Here is a 20,958-nt window from a genome sequence, read left to right on the forward strand (position 1 = left end):
TGGGGGCTGTTGGGGAGGCGGGGGCACTGGTCAGGGCGTGAGGTAGCAGGTCTTGCGTACGCCCGGCAGTGGATCGGTGCCGAAGGCCGCGGTCGTGCAACTGGTGCCGCCGGTGAAGGACTTGTAGACGAAGCTGCCCCGCGCGCCGTAGGCGACGGTTTGCAGTCCGCCGTAGGCGCAGGTGCCGCCCTCGTCGGAGCACGTGGTGGCGTAGCCGGGCGGGCCGCCGGTGGCGGTGTAGCAGGCCTTCGACTCGCCGGAGATCGGGTCGCCGAACGTGGCGTTGCCGCACGGGGTGTCACCGGTGGCGGTGATCGTGGTGAACGCCCCGAAGGCGCCGTACACGACCGGCTGCCCCGCGGCCGCCGGACACGTGCCGCCCTCGGCGGCGCAGACGGTGTACCCGGGAGGACCGCCGGAGGGCGGCAGGTAACAGGACTTGACGATGCCGTCGACGGGATCACCGAAGTGCGCGTTGCTGCACGTGACCGAGCCGTTGGTGACCTGATGGGCGAAGTTGCCGGCCGCGCCGTACGCCACGTCGCGGTTGTAGCCGGGCACGGAGCAGGTGCTGCCCTCGGCGGCGCAGACCGTGTATCCGGGCGGACCGCCCGCGTCGGCGACGTAGCAGGACTTGAGGACGTCGGGTGCCGGGTCGCCGCCGAAGGAGGCGTTGGTGCAGGCGGTGCTGTCGGTCACCGTCTTGTACGTGTACGTCCCGGCCCCGTACGCCACCGCGCGGGTCCCGCTGAAGGAGCAGGTGCCGCCCTCGCCCGCGCACCGGGTGAAGCCCGCCCGCAGTGCCCCGGTGATCGCGGGATCGCCGGGCGCCGGCGGATTGCCCAGTCCGGTGGCGGTCACGGTGTAGCTGCCCGGGGTGACGCCGGTGAGGTAGACATAGGTGTCGTCCTGGCTCGCGCCGGTGATACCGGTGGTGGGGGTGAAGGCTCCGTTGCTCCAGACGACCGTGCCGTTCACGGACACCGAAACGTTCGAGCCGCCGAACTTCGGGACGCCGATACGGCCGGTGGTGCCGGACGGGCTCGTCAGCTGGGCCGAGTAGGTGCCGGCGGCGGGATCACGCGACCAGGACGCGCTCACGGCGCCCTGGGGCATGGTGATCCGGCCCTCGGCACTGGTGAGACCACCGGGGTGCGGGACGAAGCGGTAGGCGCCGGACGCGGACTCCGGCGCGGTGCCCAGTACGTCGAAGGTGAGCGTGGAGGTGGGCGCCGTGGACCACCCATGGGCCAGGCTCATGTACGAACCGCCGTACGCGAGGCCGCCGTCGGCCTTGACGCCCTCCCAGAAGGTGCTCCTGGTGCCGATGTCACTGTCCAGCATGTGACCCCAGGTGCGGCGGATCTGGTCCAGGGCGGTGTAGTCGTCATTGGCGGTGAAGCGGGCGTTGAGCTCCATCCCCCCGGCGAACGGCGACACGTTGCTGCCCCACTCGGGGGTGGTGGGACCGTAGGCACCCCAGCGGGTCCCCAGCTGTCTGATGACGCTGCGGGTCTTCGCCGTGGAGTCGGTGAGTCCGTACCAGACGGCGAGCGAGTTGCCGTCCTGCGGGTACAGGGCGCTGGTGGGGTTGTCCTTGTACATCCCCTTCGCGGCGTCCCACAGCAGGGAGTTGGCCGCGGTCCTGATCGCGGCCGCCTTGCCGGACCAGTTCGCGGCGAGCGCGCTGTCGCCCTCGACCGTGGCCAGGGTGGCACCCGCCTTGAGGGCGGCATACAGCAACGCGTTGGCCGCGATGTTCTCGCCGCCCTGACCGACCCGGGCCCAGTCCTGGGTGCCGGTGACGTTGAGCAGGTTGTCGCCGCCGACCTTGCCGGTGATGAAGGCCATCCCGCGCTTGTAGTTCGCCCACTCGGAGTCCAGCCATGTCCGGTCGGCCGAGTAGGTGTAGTAGGTGGTCGTGCCCAGCAGCGTCCAGATGTGGTAGGTGTCCGAGCCGGTGAGGCTGATCACCGGCCCCGACCAGGGGATCTCCCCGTCCGCCGACTGGGCGTTGTACATGGTCGTCAGGGCGTTGCGGGTCGAGGTGAGGTCGTCGGAGTAGGCGTACTGCGTGGGTACGGAGATGCCCAGGTCGCCCGGCCACACCGTACGGTCGCGCTTGGCCCCGTCGACGAGGACGGAGTCACCCACGCCGACGGTCGCGCCGTTGTCCCACCCGGAGGCCGGCGGGGGCCAGGCGCGGCCCTGCCCGGAGGCGATCGTGTCGAGCTGCACGGTGTACGCCCCCGCGTACCAGATGCGGTTGAGCAGGTCGTCGCTGGAGTGGAAGTAGTTGGCGTAGTCGGCCGGGTAGCTCTTTCCCGGAGCCGCGGTGAAGTCGAGGGTGACGCCCGTGAGATCCACCCAGCCCGAGCTGTTCAGAAAGACCGTCAGATACCGGAATCCGCCCCGCAGTTGCGCGGTGGGCATCGTGTAGGTGCCGCCCGCGGGAGCGGCGCCGTACAGCGCGCCGTCGTCGCCGCTGCCTCCGTTGCTGCGGTCGCTGGTGTTGCCCACGTACAGCGACGACTCGCTGAAGGCCAGCCCGACTCGCTGACCGCTGTCACTGGTACTGCCGAAAGACAACGTTGCCAGACCGCCGACCTCCTTGCCGAAGTCGAGAGTGATGGCCGACTGCGAGCCGGAGATCCGCGTCGCCTGCCCGCTCAGCACGTTCTGTGGGTTCGCCACGGTGCCGGAAGTGGCATACACGGCGGTCGGCTTGAGCGTGCGTGAGGTCGGCGAGTAGTTCAGGGCGTCGGCCTCCGCCCGGGGACTGGCGTCCGCGGCTGCCGACGCCGCCACGGCCGCGGAAGGGGACGCGCCCGCGGACGGTGCGCCGGCCGTGACCAGTACGGCGGCCACGGCCGCGGCGAGGCCGAGCAGACGCCGACGGCGGGAAGGTCGGTTCGACGGGGGACGGCGGCGGCGCATGAGGACCTCCCGGTGGGGTGCGGGGACGCAGAGGCTGTGCTGCCTGAATCGATTCAATTCGATTGACCGCTACGGCTTGGGCCTTGATGGGATCGTGAGTGTGCGAGGGGCCCCGCCGAAGTGGCACCGATGATGGGCGCCCCCGAACCGCGTGTCAACCCGTCCAGTCCATTGTCAACTCGACTGGAACAGAAGCAACTTGAGGCATTGACAGACTCTGCCGCCAACGATTCACTGCCTCGGAACAGGTATGGACCAACACCGGCCCGTCGGCCGACGCGCTCGTCGAGGGAGGGTGTCCGAGGCGTCGTGGGTGCGGCCCGCCATCCGCAGGTGGGGCACTGATCCTGCTGAGCTCGGGCCCACGCCGTCCGATGGCCGTGCACCGGGCCTGGCGTTCTGCTGAACGGCCGACTCGGTCCCGACGCCGACCGGTCCGGGCAGCGCCGAGTCCACGGCCTGTGGCCGGTGGTTCCCCCGAGGGCGAAACCTGGGCCGGCTGGCAATCGGCGTGCCGGGACGGTCTCCACCCAGGGTCGCGGCAACAGGCCGTCGGCGGCGCCGACTACGGGGTGGGGAAGCCGCCGAGGGAACCTGAGGCGATGGCGGGCGATCGACAGAGCGCGAGTGATGCGCCGTGATCGCCAGGCTGCACCCCTGCACGTCCAGATCGCAGACACAACCCACCACAGGGTGACGGATCCGTCGACCCGGCGGAAGGGGTCGGCCGGACACGGTTTAATCTGCTGCACCTGAACAGCTTTTCGAACCCAGCACTTGGGAAAGGTGTCCCGCGATGTCGCTGAGCCCCGGCGATCCGGAGTCCATAGGCGGCTATACGCTGATCGACCGGCTCGGCAGCGGCGGCATGGGGGTTGTCTATCTGGGCAGCTCGGACTCGGGGCGGCGGGTCGCGGTCAAGCTCGTGCACCCGGCGTATGCGCAGGACGAGGAGTTCCGGACTCGCTTCCGGCAGGAGGTCGCGGCGGCCCGCCGGGTGAGCGGTGCGTTCACGGCCCCGGTGGTGGACGCGGACCCGGACGCCGTACAGCCGTGGATGGCCACGCTGTACGTCCCGGGCCGCACTCTGTCGGACATCGTCGCGAAGGACGGGCCGTTGGGCGCAGGCGAGTTGCGCGTGCTCGCCCTGGGCCTGGTCGAGGCGCTGCGGGACATCCACCGGGCCGGTGTGGTCCACCGTGATCTCAAGCCCAGCAACGTCCTGATGGCCGAGGACGGACCCCGCGTCATCGACTTCGGCATCTCGTACGCCGTCGACAACGAAGCCCTCACCATGACCGGCCGGTTGATCGGCACCCCGCCCTTCATGTCCCCGGAGCAGTTCATCGCGCCGCGCGACGTCACCGGGGCCTCGGACGTCTTCTCGCTCGGGTCGCTCCTGGTCTACGCGGCCAGCGGCAACCGTCCGTTCGACGCGAGCAGCCCTTATATGACGGGCTATCAGGTCATGTACGAGGCGCCGGACCTGGACGGGGTCGCCGAGCCGCTTCGGGGCATCGCCGAACGCTGCCTGGACAAGGACCCGGCCGCCCGGCCCGAGCTCGAGGAACTGCGCGGTCTGTTCCGGGCGTTGCCGGACTCCGATCCGTCGGCCGTGACGGGAGTGTCCGTCGAAGCGGCGACCCACCACCGGGTGTCCCGTGGGCGCCCCGTTCCGCCGGGCGCGGCCGAGGACGGGACGAGCGGCGGGAACGGGGGAGGGGACAGCACCCGGATCCGTGACGGGCGCCGAAAGCGGCGCGTCCTCGTCGGCCTCGCCGCGGCTCTGGCCGTCACCGGGGTGAGTATCGCGGTGGTGAAGGCCGCGTCGGACCGGGGGGACTCCGCCCAGTCGTCCACCGCACCGACGTCCGGCGCCGCCGTGTCGCCCACCTTTGCTCCCACCGCCCCCGCGTCCGCTCAAGTGACCTTGCCGCCGAAGCACGTGCCGTGGGACTACCAGATAGGCGGCGTGTATCCCCTGCCTTCCGGCGTGCGGGTGGTGAGCCGGGACCATGACGACGCGCCCGCGCCGGGTGTCTACAGCATCTGCAATATCAACGCCTTCCAGGCGCAGGAGGACGAGGAGGGCGACTGGGCCGCCGACCTGTTGCTGCGCGACGCCAACGGGAAGGTCGTCTACGACAAGGACTGGCACGAGGCGATCCTGGACATCCGCACGGCTGTCAAGCGGCAGCGTATCGCCGCCAAGCTGAACAGCTGGATCGACGAGTGCGCGTCCAAGGGGTTCAAGGCCGTCGAGCCCGACAACTACGACACCTTCACGCGCTACCCGGCCTACCTCAAGTCCGGCCAGGCCGAGGCGCTGATGAAGCTGCTGTCGGCGCACGCCCATGACAGGCACCTGGCCATCGCGCAGAAGAACACGGTGGAACTCGTGGCCGACCGAGCCTCCGTGGGTCTGGACTTCGCCGTGGTGGAGGAGTGCGCCGAGTGGAACGAGTGCGGCGCGTACGCGGAGGCGTTCGGCAACAACGTGTTCGTGGTCGAGTACACGGCGAAGGGGTTCTCGAAGGCGTGCTCCGTCTGGGCCGGCACGCTCAGCGTCGTCCGCCGCGACCAGTTGCTCGTGCCCAAGGGCTCCAGCGGCTACGTCCGCCAGACCTGTTGACGTCTCGAGCGGTGCGCTCCTCACGGTCCGTGATCGAGTGTTGCGTTCCGAATCTTGAGGCACGCTTTACGTGCCGCAGGGAACTTCGACCCGCTCCGTCGTTGTCTGACAGGGAGTCGGGCCCGTCGGGGCCGAAGGACGAGGGTGAGAGAGTGAGGCAGAGCGTGGGACGGCGCAAGGCTGGTGGCATAGGGGTCGCACTGGGCACGGTCGCGATGCTGGTGGGTGTGACCGCCTGTGGCGGAGGCGGCAGCGACAAGGCGAGCGGCGACGACGCGAAGGCGTCGGGGAAGCCGGGCGCGAGCGCCTCTCCGTCACCGACGAAGCCCGCGGGCCCGCCGATGCTGCTGGACACGATCACCCCGCAGACGGGAACCACGGTCGGTGTGGCGATGCCGATCTCGGTGATTTTCACGAACCCGGTGGCGGCCAAGGCGCGGGCCACGGTCGAGAAGCACTTGAAGGTGAGCGCCTCGCAGTCGGTGGCCGGTGCCTGGCACTGGATGGGCGACCGGCGCGCCGACTGGCGGCCGAAGACGTTCTGGCCCTCCGGTACGACGGTGAAGATCGATGCCGACATGACGGGCGTCAGCAACGGCAACGGACGCTACGGCGTGCACAGTTACACCCACACCTTCAAGATCGGCGACGATGTGCGCGCCGATGTCTCGGTGACCGGCCACACCATGAAGGTGACCCGGAACGGCACGGCGGTGCGCACCCTGTCGATCAACGCGGGCAGCGCTCAGTACCCGACGTGGGACGGCACCATGGCGGTCATCGACAAGCAGGAGAAGGTCCACATGACCTCCTGCAGCGTGGGCATCAGCTGCGACAAGGGCAGCGCCAACTACTACGACCTGACGCTGCCCTGGGACGTCCACCTGACCCAGTCCGGTACGTACGTGCACTACTCGACCGGCGACCCGTATCCGGGCAGCGGCAGCGCCCGCGGTTCTCACGGCTGTGTCCACCTGTCCATGTCGGATGCCAAGTGGTTCTACAGCCAGGTCAAGCAGGGCGACCCCGTCACCATCACCGGCTCGCCCCGCGGCAAGGCCCCGGCCGACAACGGCTACGCCGACTTCAATCTGAGCTGGAGCCAGTGGCTCACGGGCAGTGCGTCCGGGGAGGCGACGACCGCGACTCTGTGACGCATCGCCCGGGGGGTACCCCCGGGCGCTTGCCGCACGAGCCTGAACCGAAACCGAAAGTGACCTCCGCCGTGCTTCGGCGCTCAACGATCCGGAGCGCGGCGGACAGTACGCCTCGGCGCTGCCCGAGATGGCCCGGCGTGTCCTGAGCGGCGGCCGTCGGACACACCGTGCACGCGTGACACGCCGCCGGATGGCCCATCCGGCATGCCTGCGAACCATACGGTCATAGCGTGTCGAATATGACTAAATGCCGCATCGCGTATCTCGCGTGCACCGCAGCGATCCTAGTAGCGGGGCTCGGTGCTGCTCCGCCGGTCTCCGTGCCCCGGACCCACCTGGTGTTCCCCGGGCAATCGATCCAGAAGGCGGTCGACGCCGCCCGTCCCGGGGACACCGTACTGGTGACATCCGGCATCTACCACGAGAGCGTGACGGTGACCACGTCGCACCTCACCCTGCGGGGCGTGGGCCGCAGGACGGTCGTCGAACCCGGCACGACGAAGGCCGCGAGCAGCTGTGCCGAGGGCGGCAACGGCATCTGCGTGGTGGGCACCAAGGGCAAGGCCGTCGAGGGCGTCACCGTGGCCTCCCTGACGGTGACCGGCTTCACCCGCACCGGCGTGTTCGGCACGGCCACCGACGGGATGACCGTGCGGAACGTGAACGCGGTGAAGAACGGGGTGTGGGGCATCGCCCAGGAAGGTTCGGTGCGCGGCGTCATCCGCGGCAACAACGCCCAGGACAACGGCGACGCGGGCCTCTTCCTCGCCAACACGATCAAGAGCGAGGAAGGCGCCACCGACACCCTCGGAACGGTGGTCGAACGCAACCGGCTGGAGGGCAACCGGATCGGCATCACCGTCCGCCGCCTGCGGGACCTCACGGTCGCCGGCAACCACCTCACCGGCAACTGCGCGGCGGTCTTCGTCGTCGGTGACGAGAACAAGCCCAAGGCCGGCGACCTCACCGTGCGCGACAACCACATCGTGCGCAACAACAAGTCCTGCCCCAAGACCGAGCGGCTGCCCGCGATCCAGGGCTCCGGCATCGTCCTGACCGGCGCCGAGGACACGCTCGTCACCCGGAACACGATCACCGGCAACGTCGGCAACTCCCCGTTGTCGGGCGGCATCGTCCTGTTCAAGAGCTTCGTGGGCGTCACCAGCGACCGGAACCGGATCAGCGACAACACGCTGGACGGCAACGCCCCGGCGGACCTCGTCAACACGGACACCGGCAAGGACAACACCTTCGACGGCAACACCTGCCGGGCGTCCAGGCCCGCGGGCCTGTGCTGACCGACCGCACCACACAACCCCAGGAAGGGAGGCGGCACATGACGACCGCACAGACCACCACCCCGCCGTCCATGCGGCTGAGAGAACTCGTCTTCGGGGCGGCCTGCGCCGCCGCCCTCCGCGCGGCGGCCCGGCTGGGGGTCGCCGACGCCCTCGGTGACAGCCCCATGGCCGTGCAGGACCTCGCAGCCGCGGTGAAGACCGAACCCCGGCCGCTGCTGCGGCTGGTGCGGGCGCTGTCCTGCTACGGCGTCTTCGCCGAGCAGCCGGACGGGACGATCGCGCACACCGACCTGTCCCGGCTGCTGCGCGAGGACGACCCGCACAGCCTGCGCGCCATCGCGATGTGGTGCACCGAGCCGTGGACCTGGGACGCCTGGCCGAAACTCGACGAGGCCGTGCGCAGCGGCCGCAACGTCGTACAGGAGCTGTACGGCAAGGAGTTCTTCCAGTACCTCAACGAGGACGCCCCCGAATCGGCGGACGTCTTCAACCGCGCCATGACCACCTCCAGCGTGCAGTCGGCCAAGGACGTCGCGCAGCTCCTCGACCTGTCCGGCAGCGCGTCGGTGGCCGACATCGGGGGAGGCCAGGGGCACGTCGTGGCCAGCCTGCTGGAGAAGTACCCGTCGATGCGAGGCACCCTGCTCGACCTGCCGAGGGTGGTGGAGAACGCCGACGCGCGGCTGCGGCCCGGCGGCGCCCTCGCGGACCGGGTGGACATCGTGGGCGGCGACTGCCGGGTGGCCGTCCCGGTGCAGGCGGATGTCTACGTCATCAAGAACATCCTGGAATGGGACGACGAGAGCACCGCCCGGACTCTGCGCAACGTCCGCGAGGCGGGCGGCCCGGGAACCCGGGTCGTGGTCATCGAGAACCTCGTCGACGACACACCCTCCATGCGGTTCAGCACCGCCATGGATCTGCTGCTGCTGCTCAACGTCGGCGGCGCGAAGCACACCACCGACAGCATGGTGAGCCGGCTGACCGCGGCGGGTCTGGTCATCGACGACATCAGCCCCGTCAACCCCTACCTGCACGCCTTCGACTGCCACGTCTCCGGTTGAACCTCGTCACCTCACCGGTCGCCGGACCCGCGACGCTGCGGGTCCGGCGACCGGTGAGGTGCGTCGTCAGCCGGCCGGGTCGCGCTCCCAGAGGTAGAAGCGGTGCGCCATGGCGTCCTTGGGGGAACGCCACGTCTTCGGGTCGTACGCGCTGACGTACGACGCGAGACGCTCGCTGACGCCCCGGAACTCCGGGTGGTCGGTGACCTTGGCGATCGCGGGTCCGGGCTCGCGCTCGGACTCGATGAGATGCAGGTACACGTCGCCGAACTGGAACAGACTGCGCCGGACGACCCCGACGAGGTGCGGCAGCTCTCCCCGGTCGGACTCGTCGAAGATCTTGGCGATGTCCGGGGCCGAGCCCGGGGCCATCCGGGCGACGATCAACGCCTGGTGCATGGGATGTCCTCCGTCCGGCTCAGTCGGCCAGGCCGGGCGTGAGGCCCTGCTCGGCGGCGGCCTTCTCGATCCGGTCCCGGATCCGGGCCATCTGGACCTTGGAGTTGCGGTTGATGTTGTCGGTCATCCAGTCGTCGTCGACCGGCGCCTCGGGCTTCATCGCGAAGTCCTGCGTCCAGACCATCCGGGTGCCCTGGGGGACCTCCTCGTACCGCCACAGGATGTTCATGTGGTCGAAGGGCCCTGTCTCGACCCGTCGCGCCTTGACGGTGAGCGCGTCGCGGTCCGTCTCCCGTTCCGAGACCCAGCTCCACACCGTGCCGTTCTCGTCCGGATGCATCGTCAGCCGGAAGGTGACCTTGTTCCCCTCCCGGGACAGGATCTCGGCCGAGGCGTACTCGCTGAACAGTCGCGGCCAGTCGGCCACGTCGTTGGTCATGTCCCACACCAGGTCGACCGGCGCGCCGATGGTGATCTCGTTCTCGGTGTGCCCGCTCATGTCACGCCCCCGCCATCAGAGCGCTGTTGACCTGGTCGAGGAAGAGCCGGGGTGTCTTGCTGCGCTCGGCGTCCGGCGGCATCGGCGTGCCGTAGCGGTTCTCCAGCTCTCCTACGATGCCCAGCAGACCGAGCGAGTCGATGCCGAGGGTGTCGAAGCCGGAGTCGTAGTTCTGCTGGAGTTGCTCGGGTGTGACGGTGACGCCGGCGGCCTTCTTCATCAGTTCGGCCAGCTCTTCCACCGTGATGGTGTCACTCATACGGTTGTTCTCCCTTGCTCCTTGACGGTTCGTCACGGGACTTTCGTGGCGCCGTGCCGCAGCACCAGCGCCGAGTTCGACCCCATGAGTCCTCGGCTGAGGACCAGTGCCGTGCGCGGCTCGGCGGCGCGGGCGCGGCCGGTCACGAGGTCGAGGTCATGGCAGACGTCGAAGACGTTCGGGGTGGGCGGGATCACGCCGCGCCGCATCGAGAGCACCGCCGCCGCGACGTCCAGGACGGGCGCCGCGCCGTAGCCGCGGCCGATCCCGGTCTTCGGCGCGGTGACCGGCACCCGCCGGCCGTGCCCGCCCAGCGCGTCGGTGATCGCCAGGGCCTCGGCACGGTCCGCCTCCGGCACTCCCAGGGCGTCGGCGAAGACCACGTCGATCTCCTCCGGGGCACAGCCCGCCTCGGCCAGGGCGCCGCGGATGGCGTGCGCGAGGCCGTGCCGGGACTGCTCCCAGCGGCCGGCCCCGGTGAACGTCGCCGCATGCCCGGCCAGCCATGCCCGCGCCTCGACGCCGCGCTCCTGGGCCGACCGCTCGGCCTCCACCACCAGCATGGCGCCGCCCTCGGCGGGCACGAAACCGCAGGCCGCGGCCGTGAACGGGCGGTAGGCGCGCGCCGGGTCGTCCTCGGTGCTCAACTCCCGATAACTGAGCTGGCAGACCATGGAGTACGGGGCGAGCGGCGCCTCGGTGGAGCCGGCCACCACCGCGTCGGTGCCGCGGCGCACCGCGCGTGCCGCGTGCGCGAGGGCGTCCAGGCCACCCGCCTCGTCGGAGGCGACCACACCGCACGGGCCCTTGAAACCGCGGCGGATGGAGATCTGGCCGGTGCTGGCGGCGTAGAACCAGGCGATGGACTGGTACGGGCCGACGAAGCGACTGCCCTTGCCCCACAGCTGCTGCAGCTCCCGCTGGCCGAACTCACCGCCGCCGGAACCGGCCGCGGTGACCACGCCGACGGAGAACGGCGCGGCCTCGGTGTCGGCCCGGCCGAGCCCGGCGTCGTCCAGCGCCCGGTCGGCAGCGGTCAGCGCGAAGTGCGTGAACCGGTCGGTCTGGACGAGATACCGCTCCTCGACCGCGGACGAGGCCTCGAAGTCGCGGACTTCGCCGGCCACCCGGAGCGGCAGGTGTTCACAGCCCTCGCGGGTGACCCGGTCGAGGACGCTGATGCCGGCCTCGGTGGATTTCCAGAAGGCGTCGGTGCCGTTCCCGTTGGGCGCGACCACGCCGATTCCGGTGACGGCGACACGTCGTGGATGGGGTTCGCTCATCGTGTCTGCTCCCTCGGCCGGGACAGGACCACTGCGGACTGGAAGCCGCCGAACCCGCTGCCGACGGAGAGCACGCTGTCCAGGCGGCGCTCGCGGGCCGTGCGGGGGACGTAGTCCAGATCGCACTCGGGGTCCGGGGTCTCGTAGTTGGCGGTGGGCGGTACGACCTGGTGGGCCAGGGCCAGCACACAGGCGGCGACCTCGATCGCCCCGATCGCGCCCAGGGAGTGGCCCACCATGGATTTGATGGAGCTCATGGGCGTGTCGTAGGCGTGCGGGCCCAGAGCGCGTTTCACGGCGGCGGTCTCGTGCCGGTCGTTCTGCTGAGTGCCCGACCCGTGCGCGTTGACGTAGTCGATCGCCGTCGGGTCGAGGCGGGCGTGGTCGAGGGCGTGCTCGATGGCGCGGGCCATCTCCAGCCCTTCGCGGGTCAGACCGGTCATGTGGTAGGCGTTGCCGAAGGTGGCGTAGCCGCTGAGCTCGCAGTACACGCGCGCGCCGCGGGCCCGCGCGTGCTCGAGGTCCTCCAGGACCAGTACGGCGCCGCCCTCACCCATGACGAAGCCGTTGCGGTCGGCGTCGAAGGGGCGGGAGGCGTGGGCCGGGTCCTCGTTGTTGGGGGACGTGGCCTTGATCGCGTCGAAGCAGGCCATGGTGATCGGAGAGATCGGCGAGTCCGACGCACCGGCTATGCACACGTCGGCCCGGCCCTCCTCGATGGTGTGGAAGGCGTATCCCACCGCGTCCAGACCCGAGGTGCAGCCCGTGGAGACGGTCTGCACCGGCCCGGACGCCCCGAACCGTTCCGCCACCGCCGAGGCCAGCGTGCTGGGCGCGAAGGCACGGTGCAGATGGGGGTCGGCCTCCCGGTGGTCCACGTCCCAGAGCTGACCGCGATGGCTGACCAGGACGTAGTCGTGCTCCAACCGGGTGGTGCCGCCGACCGCGGTGCCCAGGCAGACCCCGACGCGCCAGGGGTCCTCCAGGTCGAGTTCGAGGCCGGCGTCCCGGACCGCTTCCTCCCCGGCCACGAGCGCGAACTGGATGTAGCGGTCGCTCCGTGCGATCTGCTCCGTGTCCAACCCGTGCGCCGCGGGGTCGAAGTCGCACTCGGCGGCGATCCGTGAACGCAGTCCGGCAGGGTCGAAGAACGTGATGCCCCGGGTCGCGGTCCGCCCCTCGGCCAGCAGGTTCCAGAACGCCGGTACGCCTATGCCGCCCGGGGCGACGACGCCTATGCCGGTGACCGCCACACGCCGGCTCATGAGGCGACCTGTTCTCGGCCCGCCACCGGGGCGGCGTCCGTCCCCTCGGTGTCCACATGACCGAGCGGCGGGCTCGGCGCCAACGGGCCGAGGTGGAAGACGATCCGGGCCTCGACCTTGCCGACGTTGCGGAAGCGGTGGCGCATATGGACGGGGATCATCAGACCCTGCTCGGGCTGCAGCGGATGCGGCTCGCCGTCCAGATCCACTTCCAGCTGCCCGCACAGGACGTACACGAACTCCTCGGAGTACGGGTGGTAGTGCTCACCGATGCGGTCGCCGGGCTGCACGATGGCCACGCCCATGAAACCGCTGGTGGAGCCGACCGTCGCGGGGGAGAGCAGGGCGCGCAGATCGCCGCCGCGGCGGGTGTTGGGCTCGATCTCGCTCAAGGCCACGATTCTGGGCCGGGATGTAGTCACGACATTGCTCCGATCATGCGCTGCACGGGCAGGTGGGTGGCGTGGCCGTCGCAGGCCCGGCGATCAGGCGTCGGGCGAACGGCGGTCGGTGACGAAGTCCATACGGGCCGCTTCGAGCACCCGCGTGAGATCGCCGTCCGGGAACGTGGTCAGCTCGGCCACCTGCCCGGGCTCGGTGAGACCGAGGAACGGCACGGGGGCGGCGGTGTCGAGCGCGCCGTGCACATCGATCAGCCGGACCACGACGTCGTCGCGCTGGAAGATCGTGCTGCGCAGGACGGTGCTGCGCGGGTCGCCGGCCGCCGCCTCGTCGTGCCGGGCGAGCAGCTCGGCGAGCCGCATGCCGCAGCCGGGCCGGGCCGGGTAGTACAGGGCGTGCCGCTCGGCCTGCACATCCTGCTGCGCCGTCACATGGTGCACGGCGGGCAGGGCCGCACGGGTGAAGAACATCCGGGCCGACTCGGGGTCGTCGAGGTCCCGGTTCTGCTCCAAATGGGGGTTGATGAGCTCTTCGACGGCGCGGACCTCGGGCTGGCGGGCGACGTGCCGCAGCGCGGCGAGCAGGTCGCCCCTGACCTCGATGGCCCGCACCACCCGGTTGCCGTGCATGAACAGAGACGTGCGGCACAGCCGGGTGGTGTCGTCGACCCGCGGCTCAGGCGAGGCGTAGTCGGCGAGGATCTTGGCGACCGTCTTCTCGCTGCCCGGCTTGACGGTGAAGGTGAGCGCGTGGCGGATCATGCCGTCGCCGATCCGGGGCGAGGTCTGCAGCCGGCGCTCGACATCGTTGTCCGACGCCGGACCGCCGGTCTCCCGGACGACGTGGAAGCGCAGCGACCGGGTGTCCCGGACACAGCTGTGCAGCGGCTCCACCATCCGCACGTGCTCCTCGCTGTTGACCCAGGCGAGGAACGGGGGGGCGCTCACCCACTCACTGGTGATCAGCCACTGCGAGGGGTTCTCGATGGACTGGCACAGCTGGTCGCTGACGTGCCCGGGAACGGAGGCGACCTGGTGGCACAGCTGCTCGTACGCCTGCAGGAACTGCTGCTGGGCGCCGTCGTAGACGTCCACCAGCAGGACGACCCGCAGCCTGGAGCCGTCGAACACGGACTGGGACACACGGGGCGTCACCTGGGGGGTCGGCTGACCCGGGGTACGTTCGGACGTGGTGGTCATCCTGGACACATCTCCTTCTCGGGCGGGGCCTTCTCGGTCTGGGCGGAAGGTGGACGTCGGCCGTGGGGAGCGACGTCGGCGTTCCTCGATCCTGTGCCCGTCCTGTTCGGCGCGCGACTTGCGTGCACTGGGTGGGTGACAGTGGCCTCACACCAGGTGCGCGAAGACGACCAGGTTGTCCGTGTAGTCCCGCACCGTACGGTCGTAGTCGCCCGCGCAGGTGATCAGCCTGACCTGGGCCTGGTCGGTGTCGCCGTAGACCCGAGCGCTGGGGAAGTCGTCCTTGGCGAAGGTCTCCGCGCTGTCGACCTGGAAGGAAGCGGTACGGCCGTCGGCGCGCGACACGGAGAAGACGTCCCCCTCCTTGAGCTCACGCAGGTCCGCGAAGACGGCGGCCGACGTCGTCGTGTCGACGTGCCCGGCGATGATCGCCGTACCTGCCTGACCGGGGGAGGCGCCCTGGGCGTACCAGCCCACCAGGTTGGTGTCGCCGGCCGGCGGGGGCTGAAGCTGCCCGGTGGGGCCGATGGCGAGGTCGGTGAAGGGCGCGTCCACCCCGATCTTCGGGATACGCAGCCGTACGGGCCTCGACCAGGGCAGATGTGGTCCGGCGGAGCGCTGTGTGGGGGACGCCTCGGCGGGGGCGGCCGACGGTGCCGCCTGGCCGGCGTACGGCGCTCGGGGGGGTTCGGGCGTCGTGTCATGTCCCGAGAGGAGGGCGATGGCCAGGAGCAGCAAGGCCGTGGCCCAGATCATCACGGAGCTCGTACGGGAGCCCTGCTCGTCGGAGGCCGGTGCGTCGCCGGAAGGGGGAGGAGAAGGTACTGCCATCGGAAGAACACCTCACTCGGGCGCGGCAGTCGAGCGGACGGGAGGGGGGCCGCGGGCCGGGCCGCCACCGGAGGACACAGGTGGCGGCCACGGCTGCTCTATCGCGTCCGGCATGGCTCAGGCCACGCTTCCGGCGGTCTTCCTGCGACGCGCCGCGTACAGGCCGGTCCCGGCGACGGCCAGGACCGCCAGCCCGCCCGTGGTCACCGTCGGCATGGCGAGCGCTCCACCACCGGTGTGCATGCCGCCGTGCGGCTTGTCGTGCTCACCGCTCCAGCCGTCCGAGCTCGACGAGCTGCTGCCGTGGTCCTTGTAGGTGTTGGGGTCGAACCTCGGGTCGCGGGAGTTGTCCGAGCTGTCCTGCTTCACGGTGGCCAGCGCTCCGCCACCCGTGTGCATGCCGCCGTGCGGTCCGTCGTGGCTGCTGTCCTTGCCGTGCTCCTTGCTGTGGGAAGAGTCGTCCGGGTTCCAGCCGCCGTCGTCGGCGTAGGCGCCGGGTGCGGCGATCGCCAGGACGGCGGAAGCCGCTGCGGCGGCCAGGAACATGCGAGCTGAGCGCATAGGGGATTTTCCTTCCGTCACGGCCTGGGCAGCTGGCGTCTCGTCAGCTGTAGTGACCCGGCCCTGACGTGAACCACCGTCAGCGGGATGTCGCGCCGCCACCACTCAAGACGATCACGCGGGTGAACGGGCTCGGCCGACCGGGCGGTGCCGCGAGGCTTTCACCGCCTCGCGGCACCTGACATCAGGTCAGTGCCGTCACCGTCGCCAGGACATGACGCAGTGTCGATTCCGCGTCCGGGACCGCACCCGTCGACCGCCACGCGACGAACCCGTCGGGCCGGACGAGTACGGCACCTCCCGGCTCCGTGCCATGGCGCTGCCACCAGTCCGCGCCGTCGTCGGGCACCAGCTCGGCGCCGGGCCCCGTCCCCACGCGGTACGACGCGACAGGGACGGACGTCTGCCCGCTGAGGCGGATGGCGGCCTCGTGCCAGTCGCTCGTGGCGTCCGCGTCGCTGAGCAGCACCAGGGACCGTTCGTACAGGTCGAGGGTGGAGATCCGCTCGCCCCCGTGCCGCACCCACATGTGGGGGGCCCGGCTGCCGGGTTCACCGCTCAGGTCGAGACCCTCCGGGACGACCGGGGTCGTGGGCTCGGCGCCGACCACCGCGCCACGCGGATAGCGGTAGCCGAGGGCCACGTTGAGGATGCCGCGCTGGGGACCACCTCCTCCGCCGGCACCGGGCGGCGGGGCGAAACCGGGGTGGCTGTGCTCGGCCGACCGGTGGGCGGCACGCGCGCTCGTCGCCTCCGCCACCGGACGGCGTTCGGCGTCGTAGGAGTCCAGGAGCCCTTCTCCCGCCCAGCCGTCGAGCACCGCCGCCAGCTTCCACGCGAGGTTGTGCGCGTCCTGGATCCCGGTGTTGGAACCGAACGCCCCGGTGGGGGACATCTCGTGGGCGGAGTCACCGGCCAGGAAGACACGCCCGGACCGGTAGCTGCGGGCGACGCGCTGCGCGGCGTGCCACGGAGCCCGGCCGGTGATCTCCACGTCGAGGTCGGTCACGCCGACGGCACGCCGGATGTGCTGGATGCACCGCTCGTCGGTGAACTCCTCGAGCGTCTCGCCGTGTTCCGGGTGCCAGGGCGCGTGGAAGACCCAGTTCTCCACGTTGTCCACCGGCAGCAGCGCACCGTCGGCGTCAGGACTGGTCAGGTAGCAGACGATGAAGCGGCGGTCGCCCACGACGTCGGCCAGGCGGCGGGAGCGGAAGGTGATGCTGACGTTGTGGAACAGGTCGCCGGGCCCGCTCTGGCCGATGCCGAGCTGCTCGCGCACCGGGCTGCGGGGGCCGTCGGCGGCGACGAGATAGTCCGCGCGGATGGTCGTGTGCTCGCCCGTGTTCCGGTTCTTGACGAAGGCGGTCACGCCGGTCGGGTCCGTGTCGAAGGACATCAGCTCGGTGGCGAAACGCAGATCGCCGCCGAGCCGCGCGGCGTGCTCGAGCAGGACCGGCTCCAGATCGTTCTGGCTGCACAGACACCACGCGCTCGGACTGAACCGGGCCAGCCCGCCGCCCGGGTCCATCTCCTTGAACAGCCACTCGCCCGCGTCGCCGACCAGGGTGGGCGTCTGCAGGATGCCGTGGTTGCCGGACAGGGTCGCCGCGGCCTCATGGATCGCCGGCTCGACACCGGCCACCCGGAACAGTTCCATCGTCCGGACGTTGTTGCCGCGGCCGCGCGGGTGGATGGAGGTGCCGGCGTGCCGCTCGACCAGCGTGTGCCCCACCCCCAGCCGCCCCAGGAACACCGACGCCGACAGACCGACCAGGGAACCGCCGACGATCAGGACCGGGACCTTGTGGGTATGAGTGTCGTCCTGCTCCACTCTTTCGTTCATCGCTCGCCTCCGGCACGTCGTGTCATCGACCCGGCGACGAAGGGTGCCGGGCACCCTCATCCATGCCCCGCAGGGCTGACGGTGGGTCAGATTTCACCCGTCCGTAGGCACGGGCTCCGATACTGGTGCGGAAGCCGGATGGCGTCCCGCTGCTGACTTGCGTTCGAGTGCGCTCCAGGTCGTAACGTCGCAGACCGTGTGGCGTACGAGCCCCCCGCTTGCGGTGTACACCGCGGGATGCCGAGCGATGGATTCCGTCGTCAGACGGGTGAGGGGCCCGGTGCCGCCCGAACGACGAACGAGTTGCAGGAAAGGCTGGAATACGGCATGCAGAAGCGCAGTCTGCGGGACCTCCAGGTATCGGCCATCGGCCTGGGGTGCATGGGGATGTCCGCCTTCTACGGATCCGCCGACCAGGAAGAGGGCATCGCGACCATCCGGCGCGCCCTCGACCTCGGCATGAACTTCCTCGACACGGCACAGATGTACGGGCCGCTCACCAATGAGTCGCTCATCGGCGAGGCGATCCGCGGGCATCGCGACGAGTACGTGCTCGCGACGAAGTTCAACTATCGGATGGACAGCGCCGTACCCGGCGACATCAGCACGGTCGGCCCGCAGGACGGTTCGCCCGAGCACGTCCGCAGCTCCATCCACGGCTCCCTGGAGCGTCTGGGGACCGACCACATCGACCTCTACTACCAGCACCGGGTCGACCCGAACGTGCCCATCGAGGAGACGGTCGGCGCGCTGGGCGAACTGGTCGCCGAGGGCAAGGTGCGCCACATCGGGCTGAGCGAGGCGAGTGCGGAGACCATCCGCCGCGCCCACGCCGTGCACCCGGTCACCGCCGTGCAGAGCGAATACTCCCTCTGGTCGCGGGACGTCGAGGCCGAGGTACTGCCAGCCTGCCGTGAGCTGGGTATCGGCTTCGTGCCGTACTCGCCGCTGGGCCGCGGTTTCCTCGCCGGCCGGTTCACCTCGCCGGACGACCTGGACGCGAACGACTGGCGCCGTCAGAACCCGCGCTTCCAGGACGCCAACCTGGAGGCGAACCTGCGGCTGGCGGCAAAGGTGGAGGAGATCGCCGCAGAGAAGGACGTCGCCCCGGCCCAGCTGGCCATCGCCTGGGTGCTCGCCCAGGGTGAGCACCTGGTCCCGATCCCGGGCACCAAGCGCCGCACCTACCTGGAGCAGAACGCCGCCGCGGTCGACATCACGCTGACCAAGGACGACCTGGCCCGCATCGACGCGGAGCTGCCCCAGGCCGCGGGCGAGCGGTACGACGAGGCCGGGATGCGCTCCGTCAATCGCTAGCCCGAACGCGCCCGCAACCGGCGGGCCCCTGCACGCCAGGATGCGGCGGCCGGTGCCGGGGCGACCTTCGACGCACCGCGCGCAGCGCTCCCGGCTCGTCGAGCGTCAGTCCCTCACCACATCGTCACCAGCGACATCGGCGGCTGCGCCCGCGCGGCCGATGCGGCCAGGGCCCTCACCGCCCCCCACTGCCCGACGGCTCGTGGTGAGGCGCCCAGTTCCCGGTGGAAGGTCTTGTTGAACGCCTGGAGGTCGGGGATGCCGACGGTCGCGGCGATCGCGGGGATGGCGAGTGTGGAGGCGATCAGGAGGCGGGTACCAGGCCCGCGACATCGAGATGGGCCGCCACTACGCGGACGGCGGGGCGGTGGTTCCGGACGGAACCCCGGCGCCGTCCCGTGAACCCCTCGGCGTGGAGTACGTCCAGACGGCGCAGCCGGGCCACGGTTTGCCGCACGCCGTCCTCGACTGGTGCGGCGAGGAGGTCTCGACTCATCAGCTGCTGGTGTGGACCGGCTCGTTCCTCCTCCTCACGGGGGCGGACGGGCGACCGTGGCTCGAGGCGTCCGAACCGTGTCGAAGGTGACCGGAGTCGAGATCAACGGCTGGCAGGTCATCAGTGCCGGAACGGACGGCGACCCGCGGGCTCCGGCGCTGCGCGACGAGCAGGGTGCCTGGCGGCACTGCGGGGTCACGGCGAAGCCGGCACGATCCTGGTCCGTTCCGAGGGCCACGTCGCCCACCGGTCCGAACGTGCACTACGACCCCAACTCCCGGACGTATGACGACCGCAAGCGCGCCGAGGGCAAACGTCATCCCCAGGCCATGAGCGTCCTTGCCCACCGCAGAGTCAACGTCCTGTGGGCCCTGATCAGGGACGGCCTCTTCTACGAAGTCGCTCCGTCCAAGCCCACCGGCTGGTTCGGGCGGTCATCAGACCGCCACAACCAGCGCAAGGCATCTGGGAGCAGGACACCACCGTGGTTGGGGCTGTGGCCGCCATCGCCCAGGACGAGGCGGAAGTCGTAGCAGGCTTCTGCGAGCGCTGCCGCGACACGCAAGTTGTGGGCGAGCCAGTTCGCCTCGGGCTCGTTCCAGCGCAGGTCACGATGGCCCGCCTGCAGGAAAATCCGCAGCGGCTTGCGGGGAACGCGGGGAATGACTTCGGGGTACGGGTTGCCGTCCGGCATCTGCGCGAAGCTGGACAGGTATCCGATGACGCGGCGGAACTTGTCCGGGCGCAGCCACGCCGCGGTGAAGGCGCAGTTGCCGCCGCTACTGCCACCGCAGATGCCCCACTGATCGGGGTCCTCGGCGATCGAGTAGTGCTTCCCGACCTCGGGGATGATCTCGTTCAGCAGGAAGCCGACATACGCATCGTCGTATGCGTCGTACTCGGTGTTGCGGTTCTTCGGATCCCCGGCGTCGGGGAAGATGCCAGGGTCGACGAACACGCCGATGGTGACCGGGATGTCCCCGCGGTGGACGAGGTTGTCCAGGACGATCGCGCCGCGGACCTCCCCTCCGGGGTCCAGGTACCACCATCCGTCCTGGAACACCATCAGCGACGCCGGCTCGGTGGGGTCGTACTGCGCGGGCACATGGACCCAGAACTTCCGTGACGTGCCCGGGTAGATCGCGCTGTCGTTCCAGTCAAACTCGATCGTCTCTCCGACGGGCACGTCCGGTTGCAGGGCCGAGTCGGGGCCGTGGGCGTAGCGAACGTCCGACTGGTCAACCGGAATTGGCTGGTAGGGCACCTCGATCGTCACCCGGGCCAACCTAGGAGAGATCGCGAACCAACGCAAAGGGCTTTAGGGCCTACCCAGACGGCTTGACTTCTCCAATGGGAAGCCACGTCGTTCGAGGTGAGTCGGCGGAGCACGCTGATCAGCCGGCGTCGGCGGTTGCGCACACGGCCGACCTGCCATGGAGCCTCAGGAAACCGTGCACCCCTTCCGACTTGGAATCGATCACCTAGGCTGGCGCGGTGACTGATGAGCAGG

Annotated in this window: 18 protein-coding genes and 2 pseudogenes; 6 read left to right on the forward strand and 14 right to left on the reverse strand. The window is 70.2% G+C overall.

The features are described 5' to 3' along the window. Positions 1-30: 30 nt before the first annotated feature. The gene (locus ACWC09_RS18225; protein ID WP_450851546.1) at positions 31-2,937 is read right to left on the reverse strand and encodes an alpha-L-rhamnosidase-related protein; all 2,907 of its coding nucleotides are present in this window, start codon (positions 2,935-2,937) and stop codon (positions 31-33) included. 796 nt (positions 2,938-3,733) lie between these two features. Here ACWC09_RS18225 and ACWC09_RS18230 point away from each other — a divergent pair. The 4 genes from ACWC09_RS18230 to ACWC09_RS18245 all read left to right on the forward strand — a co-directional run bounded on the left by ACWC09_RS18230 (position 3,734) and on the right by ACWC09_RS18245 (position 9,091). After that, the gene (locus tag ACWC09_RS18230) at positions 3,734-5,569 is read left to right on the forward strand and encodes an endo alpha-1,4 polygalactosaminidase (protein ID WP_450851547.1); all 1,836 of its coding nucleotides are present in this window, start codon (positions 3,734-3,736) and stop codon (positions 5,567-5,569) included. A gap of 215 nt (positions 5,570-5,784) precedes the next feature. Next, positions 5,785-6,723, forward strand: coding sequence for a L,D-transpeptidase (locus ACWC09_RS18235; protein ID WP_450851628.1), 939 nt, complete (start codon positions 5,785-5,787; stop codon positions 6,721-6,723). A 242-nt stretch (positions 6,724-6,965) separates the two neighbouring features. Further along, entirely contained in the window at positions 6,966-8,024 is a 1,059-nt protein-coding gene (locus ACWC09_RS18240; RefSeq protein ID WP_450851548.1) for a right-handed parallel beta-helix repeat-containing protein, read from the forward strand. Between the two features lie 38 nt (positions 8,025-8,062). Beyond that, complete coding sequence (locus ACWC09_RS18245; protein WP_450851549.1) at positions 8,063-9,091, forward strand: methyltransferase; 1,029 nt, start codon at positions 8,063-8,065, stop codon at positions 9,089-9,091. Positions 9,092-9,157: 66 nt separating this feature from the next. Here the strand turns inward: ACWC09_RS18245 and ACWC09_RS18250 are convergent, their stop codons facing one another. The 10 genes from ACWC09_RS18250 to ACWC09_RS18295 form a co-directional block, all read right to left on the reverse strand. Further along, positions 9,158-9,490, reverse strand: a complete 333-nt coding sequence (locus ACWC09_RS18250; RefSeq protein ID WP_450851550.1) for a TcmI family type II polyketide cyclase — start codon at positions 9,488-9,490, stop codon at positions 9,158-9,160. 19 nt (positions 9,491-9,509) lie between these two features. After that, positions 9,510-9,989 carry an SRPBCC family protein gene (locus ACWC09_RS18255; RefSeq protein ID WP_450851551.1) on the reverse strand — a complete coding sequence of 160 codons (480 nt, stop codon included), beginning with the start codon at positions 9,987-9,989 and terminating at the stop codon, positions 9,510-9,512. 1 nt (position 9,990) lies between these two features. Beyond that, positions 9,991-10,248 (reverse strand): acyl carrier protein, encoded by a 258-nt coding sequence (locus ACWC09_RS18260; RefSeq protein WP_450851552.1) that lies wholly within the window; start codon positions 10,246-10,248, stop codon positions 9,991-9,993. A gap of 32 nt (positions 10,249-10,280) precedes the next feature. Beyond that, on the reverse strand, positions 10,281-11,531 hold the full coding sequence (locus ACWC09_RS18265; protein ID WP_450851553.1) for a ketosynthase chain-length factor: 1,251 nt from the start codon (positions 11,529-11,531) through the stop codon (positions 10,281-10,283). Continuing rightward, positions 11,528-12,796, reverse strand: a complete 1,269-nt coding sequence (locus ACWC09_RS18270) for a beta-ketoacyl-[acyl-carrier-protein] synthase family protein (protein WP_450851554.1) — start codon at positions 12,794-12,796, stop codon at positions 11,528-11,530. The genes ACWC09_RS18265 and ACWC09_RS18270 overlap by 4 nt, the downstream gene beginning before the upstream one ends. Beyond that, a complete protein-coding gene (locus ACWC09_RS18275) occupies positions 12,793-13,194 on the reverse strand; it encodes a cupin domain-containing protein (protein WP_450851629.1) in 402 nt (133 codons plus the stop codon). Before ACWC09_RS18275 ends, ACWC09_RS18270 begins: the two co-directional genes overlap by 4 nt. A gap of 87 nt (positions 13,195-13,281) precedes the next feature. After that, complete coding sequence (locus ACWC09_RS18280) at positions 13,282-14,397, reverse strand: SchA/CurD-like domain-containing protein (RefSeq protein WP_450851555.1); 1,116 nt, start codon at positions 14,395-14,397, stop codon at positions 13,282-13,284. Positions 14,398-14,544: 147 nt separating this feature from the next. Continuing rightward, positions 14,545-15,228: a class F sortase gene (locus ACWC09_RS18285; RefSeq protein ID WP_450851556.1), complete on the reverse strand. Its 684-nt coding sequence runs from the start codon at positions 15,226-15,228 to the stop codon at positions 14,545-14,547. A gap of 117 nt (positions 15,229-15,345) precedes the next feature. Continuing rightward, the gene (locus ACWC09_RS18290) at positions 15,346-15,789 is read right to left on the reverse strand and encodes a hypothetical protein (RefSeq protein WP_450851557.1); all 444 of its coding nucleotides are present in this window, start codon (positions 15,787-15,789) and stop codon (positions 15,346-15,348) included. A 184-nt stretch (positions 15,790-15,973) separates the two neighbouring features. Further along, entirely contained in the window at positions 15,974-17,635 is a 1,662-nt protein-coding gene (locus ACWC09_RS18295) for an FAD-dependent oxidoreductase (protein ID WP_450851558.1), read from the reverse strand. Between the two features lie 327 nt (positions 17,636-17,962). Here ACWC09_RS18295 and ACWC09_RS18300 point away from each other — a divergent pair, with 327 nt between their 5' ends. After that, on the forward strand, positions 17,963-18,952 hold the full coding sequence (locus ACWC09_RS18300; protein ID WP_450851559.1) for an aldo/keto reductase: 990 nt from the start codon (positions 17,963-17,965) through the stop codon (positions 18,950-18,952). Between the two features lie 113 nt (positions 18,953-19,065). Here the strand turns inward: ACWC09_RS18300 and ACWC09_RS18305 are convergent. After that, positions 19,066-19,263: pseudogene (locus tag ACWC09_RS18305) on the reverse strand (hypothetical protein); the annotation flags it as partial. After that, positions 19,257-19,448, reverse strand: a complete 192-nt coding sequence (locus ACWC09_RS18310; RefSeq protein ID WP_450851560.1) for a hypothetical protein — start codon at positions 19,446-19,448, stop codon at positions 19,257-19,259. The gene ACWC09_RS18310 and the pseudogene ACWC09_RS18305, both read right to left, overlap by 7 nt. 266 nt (positions 19,449-19,714) lie before the next feature. On the opposite strand from ACWC09_RS18310, the pseudogene ACWC09_RS18315 reads away from it, so the two are divergent. Next, positions 19,715-19,846: pseudogene (locus tag ACWC09_RS18315) on the forward strand (IS110 family transposase); the annotation flags it as partial. Here ACWC09_RS18315 and ACWC09_RS18320 read toward each other — a convergent pair. Beyond that, positions 19,840-20,724 (reverse strand): alpha/beta hydrolase, encoded by an 885-nt coding sequence (locus ACWC09_RS18320; protein ID WP_450851561.1) that lies wholly within the window; start codon positions 20,722-20,724, stop codon positions 19,840-19,842. The pseudogene ACWC09_RS18315 and the gene ACWC09_RS18320 overlap by 7 nt on opposite strands. Between the last annotated feature and the right edge of the window lie 234 nt (positions 20,725-20,958).

This window comes from Streptomyces sp. NPDC001617, from assembly GCF_053596855.1.

What these genes read in the sequence shown, in the direction of transcription:
- ACWC09_RS18225 (WP_450851546.1), bottom strand. Translation starts at nt 2,937, where the DNA reads ATGCGCCGCCGCCGTCCCCCGTCGAACCGACCTTCCCGCCGTCGGCGT.
- ACWC09_RS18230 (WP_450851547.1), top strand. Translation starts at nt 3,734, where the DNA reads ATGTCGCTGAGCCCCGGCGATCCGGAGTCCATAGGCGGCTATACGCTG.
- ACWC09_RS18235 (WP_450851628.1), top strand. Translation starts at nt 5,785, where the DNA reads ATGCTGGTGGGTGTGACCGCCTGTGGCGGAGGCGGCAGCGACAAGGCG.
- ACWC09_RS18240 (WP_450851548.1), top strand. Translation starts at nt 6,966, where the DNA reads ATGACTAAATGCCGCATCGCGTATCTCGCGTGCACCGCAGCGATCCTA.
- ACWC09_RS18245 (WP_450851549.1), top strand. Translation starts at nt 8,063, where the DNA reads ATGACGACCGCACAGACCACCACCCCGCCGTCCATGCGGCTGAGAGAA.
- ACWC09_RS18250 (WP_450851550.1), bottom strand. Translation starts at nt 9,490, where the DNA reads ATGCACCAGGCGTTGATCGTCGCCCGGATGGCCCCGGGCTCGGCCCCG.
- ACWC09_RS18255 (WP_450851551.1), bottom strand. Translation starts at nt 9,989, where the DNA reads ATGAGCGGGCACACCGAGAACGAGATCACCATCGGCGCGCCGGTCGAC.
- ACWC09_RS18260 (WP_450851552.1), bottom strand. Translation starts at nt 10,248, where the DNA reads ATGAGTGACACCATCACGGTGGAAGAGCTGGCCGAACTGATGAAGAAG.
- ACWC09_RS18265 (WP_450851553.1), bottom strand. Translation starts at nt 11,531, where the DNA reads ATGAGCGAACCCCATCCACGACGTGTCGCCGTCACCGGAATCGGCGTG.
- ACWC09_RS18270 (WP_450851554.1), bottom strand. Translation starts at nt 12,796, where the DNA reads ATGAGCCGGCGTGTGGCGGTCACCGGCATAGGCGTCGTCGCCCCGGGC.
- ACWC09_RS18280 (WP_450851555.1), bottom strand. Translation starts at nt 14,397, where the DNA reads ATGACCACCACGTCCGAACGTACCCCGGGTCAGCCGACCCCCCAGGTG.
- ACWC09_RS18285 (WP_450851556.1), bottom strand. Translation starts at nt 15,228, where the DNA reads ATGGCAGTACCTTCTCCTCCCCCTTCCGGCGACGCACCGGCCTCCGAC.
- ACWC09_RS18290 (WP_450851557.1), bottom strand. Translation starts at nt 15,789, where the DNA reads ATGCGCTCAGCTCGCATGTTCCTGGCCGCCGCAGCGGCTTCCGCCGTC.
- ACWC09_RS18295 (WP_450851558.1), bottom strand. Translation starts at nt 17,635, where the DNA reads ATGAACGAAAGAGTGGAGCAGGACGACACTCATACCCACAAGGTCCCG.
- ACWC09_RS18300 (WP_450851559.1), top strand. Translation starts at nt 17,963, where the DNA reads ATGCAGAAGCGCAGTCTGCGGGACCTCCAGGTATCGGCCATCGGCCTG.
- ACWC09_RS18310 (WP_450851560.1), bottom strand. Translation starts at nt 19,448, where the DNA reads ATGAGTCGAGACCTCCTCGCCGCACCAGTCGAGGACGGCGTGCGGCAA.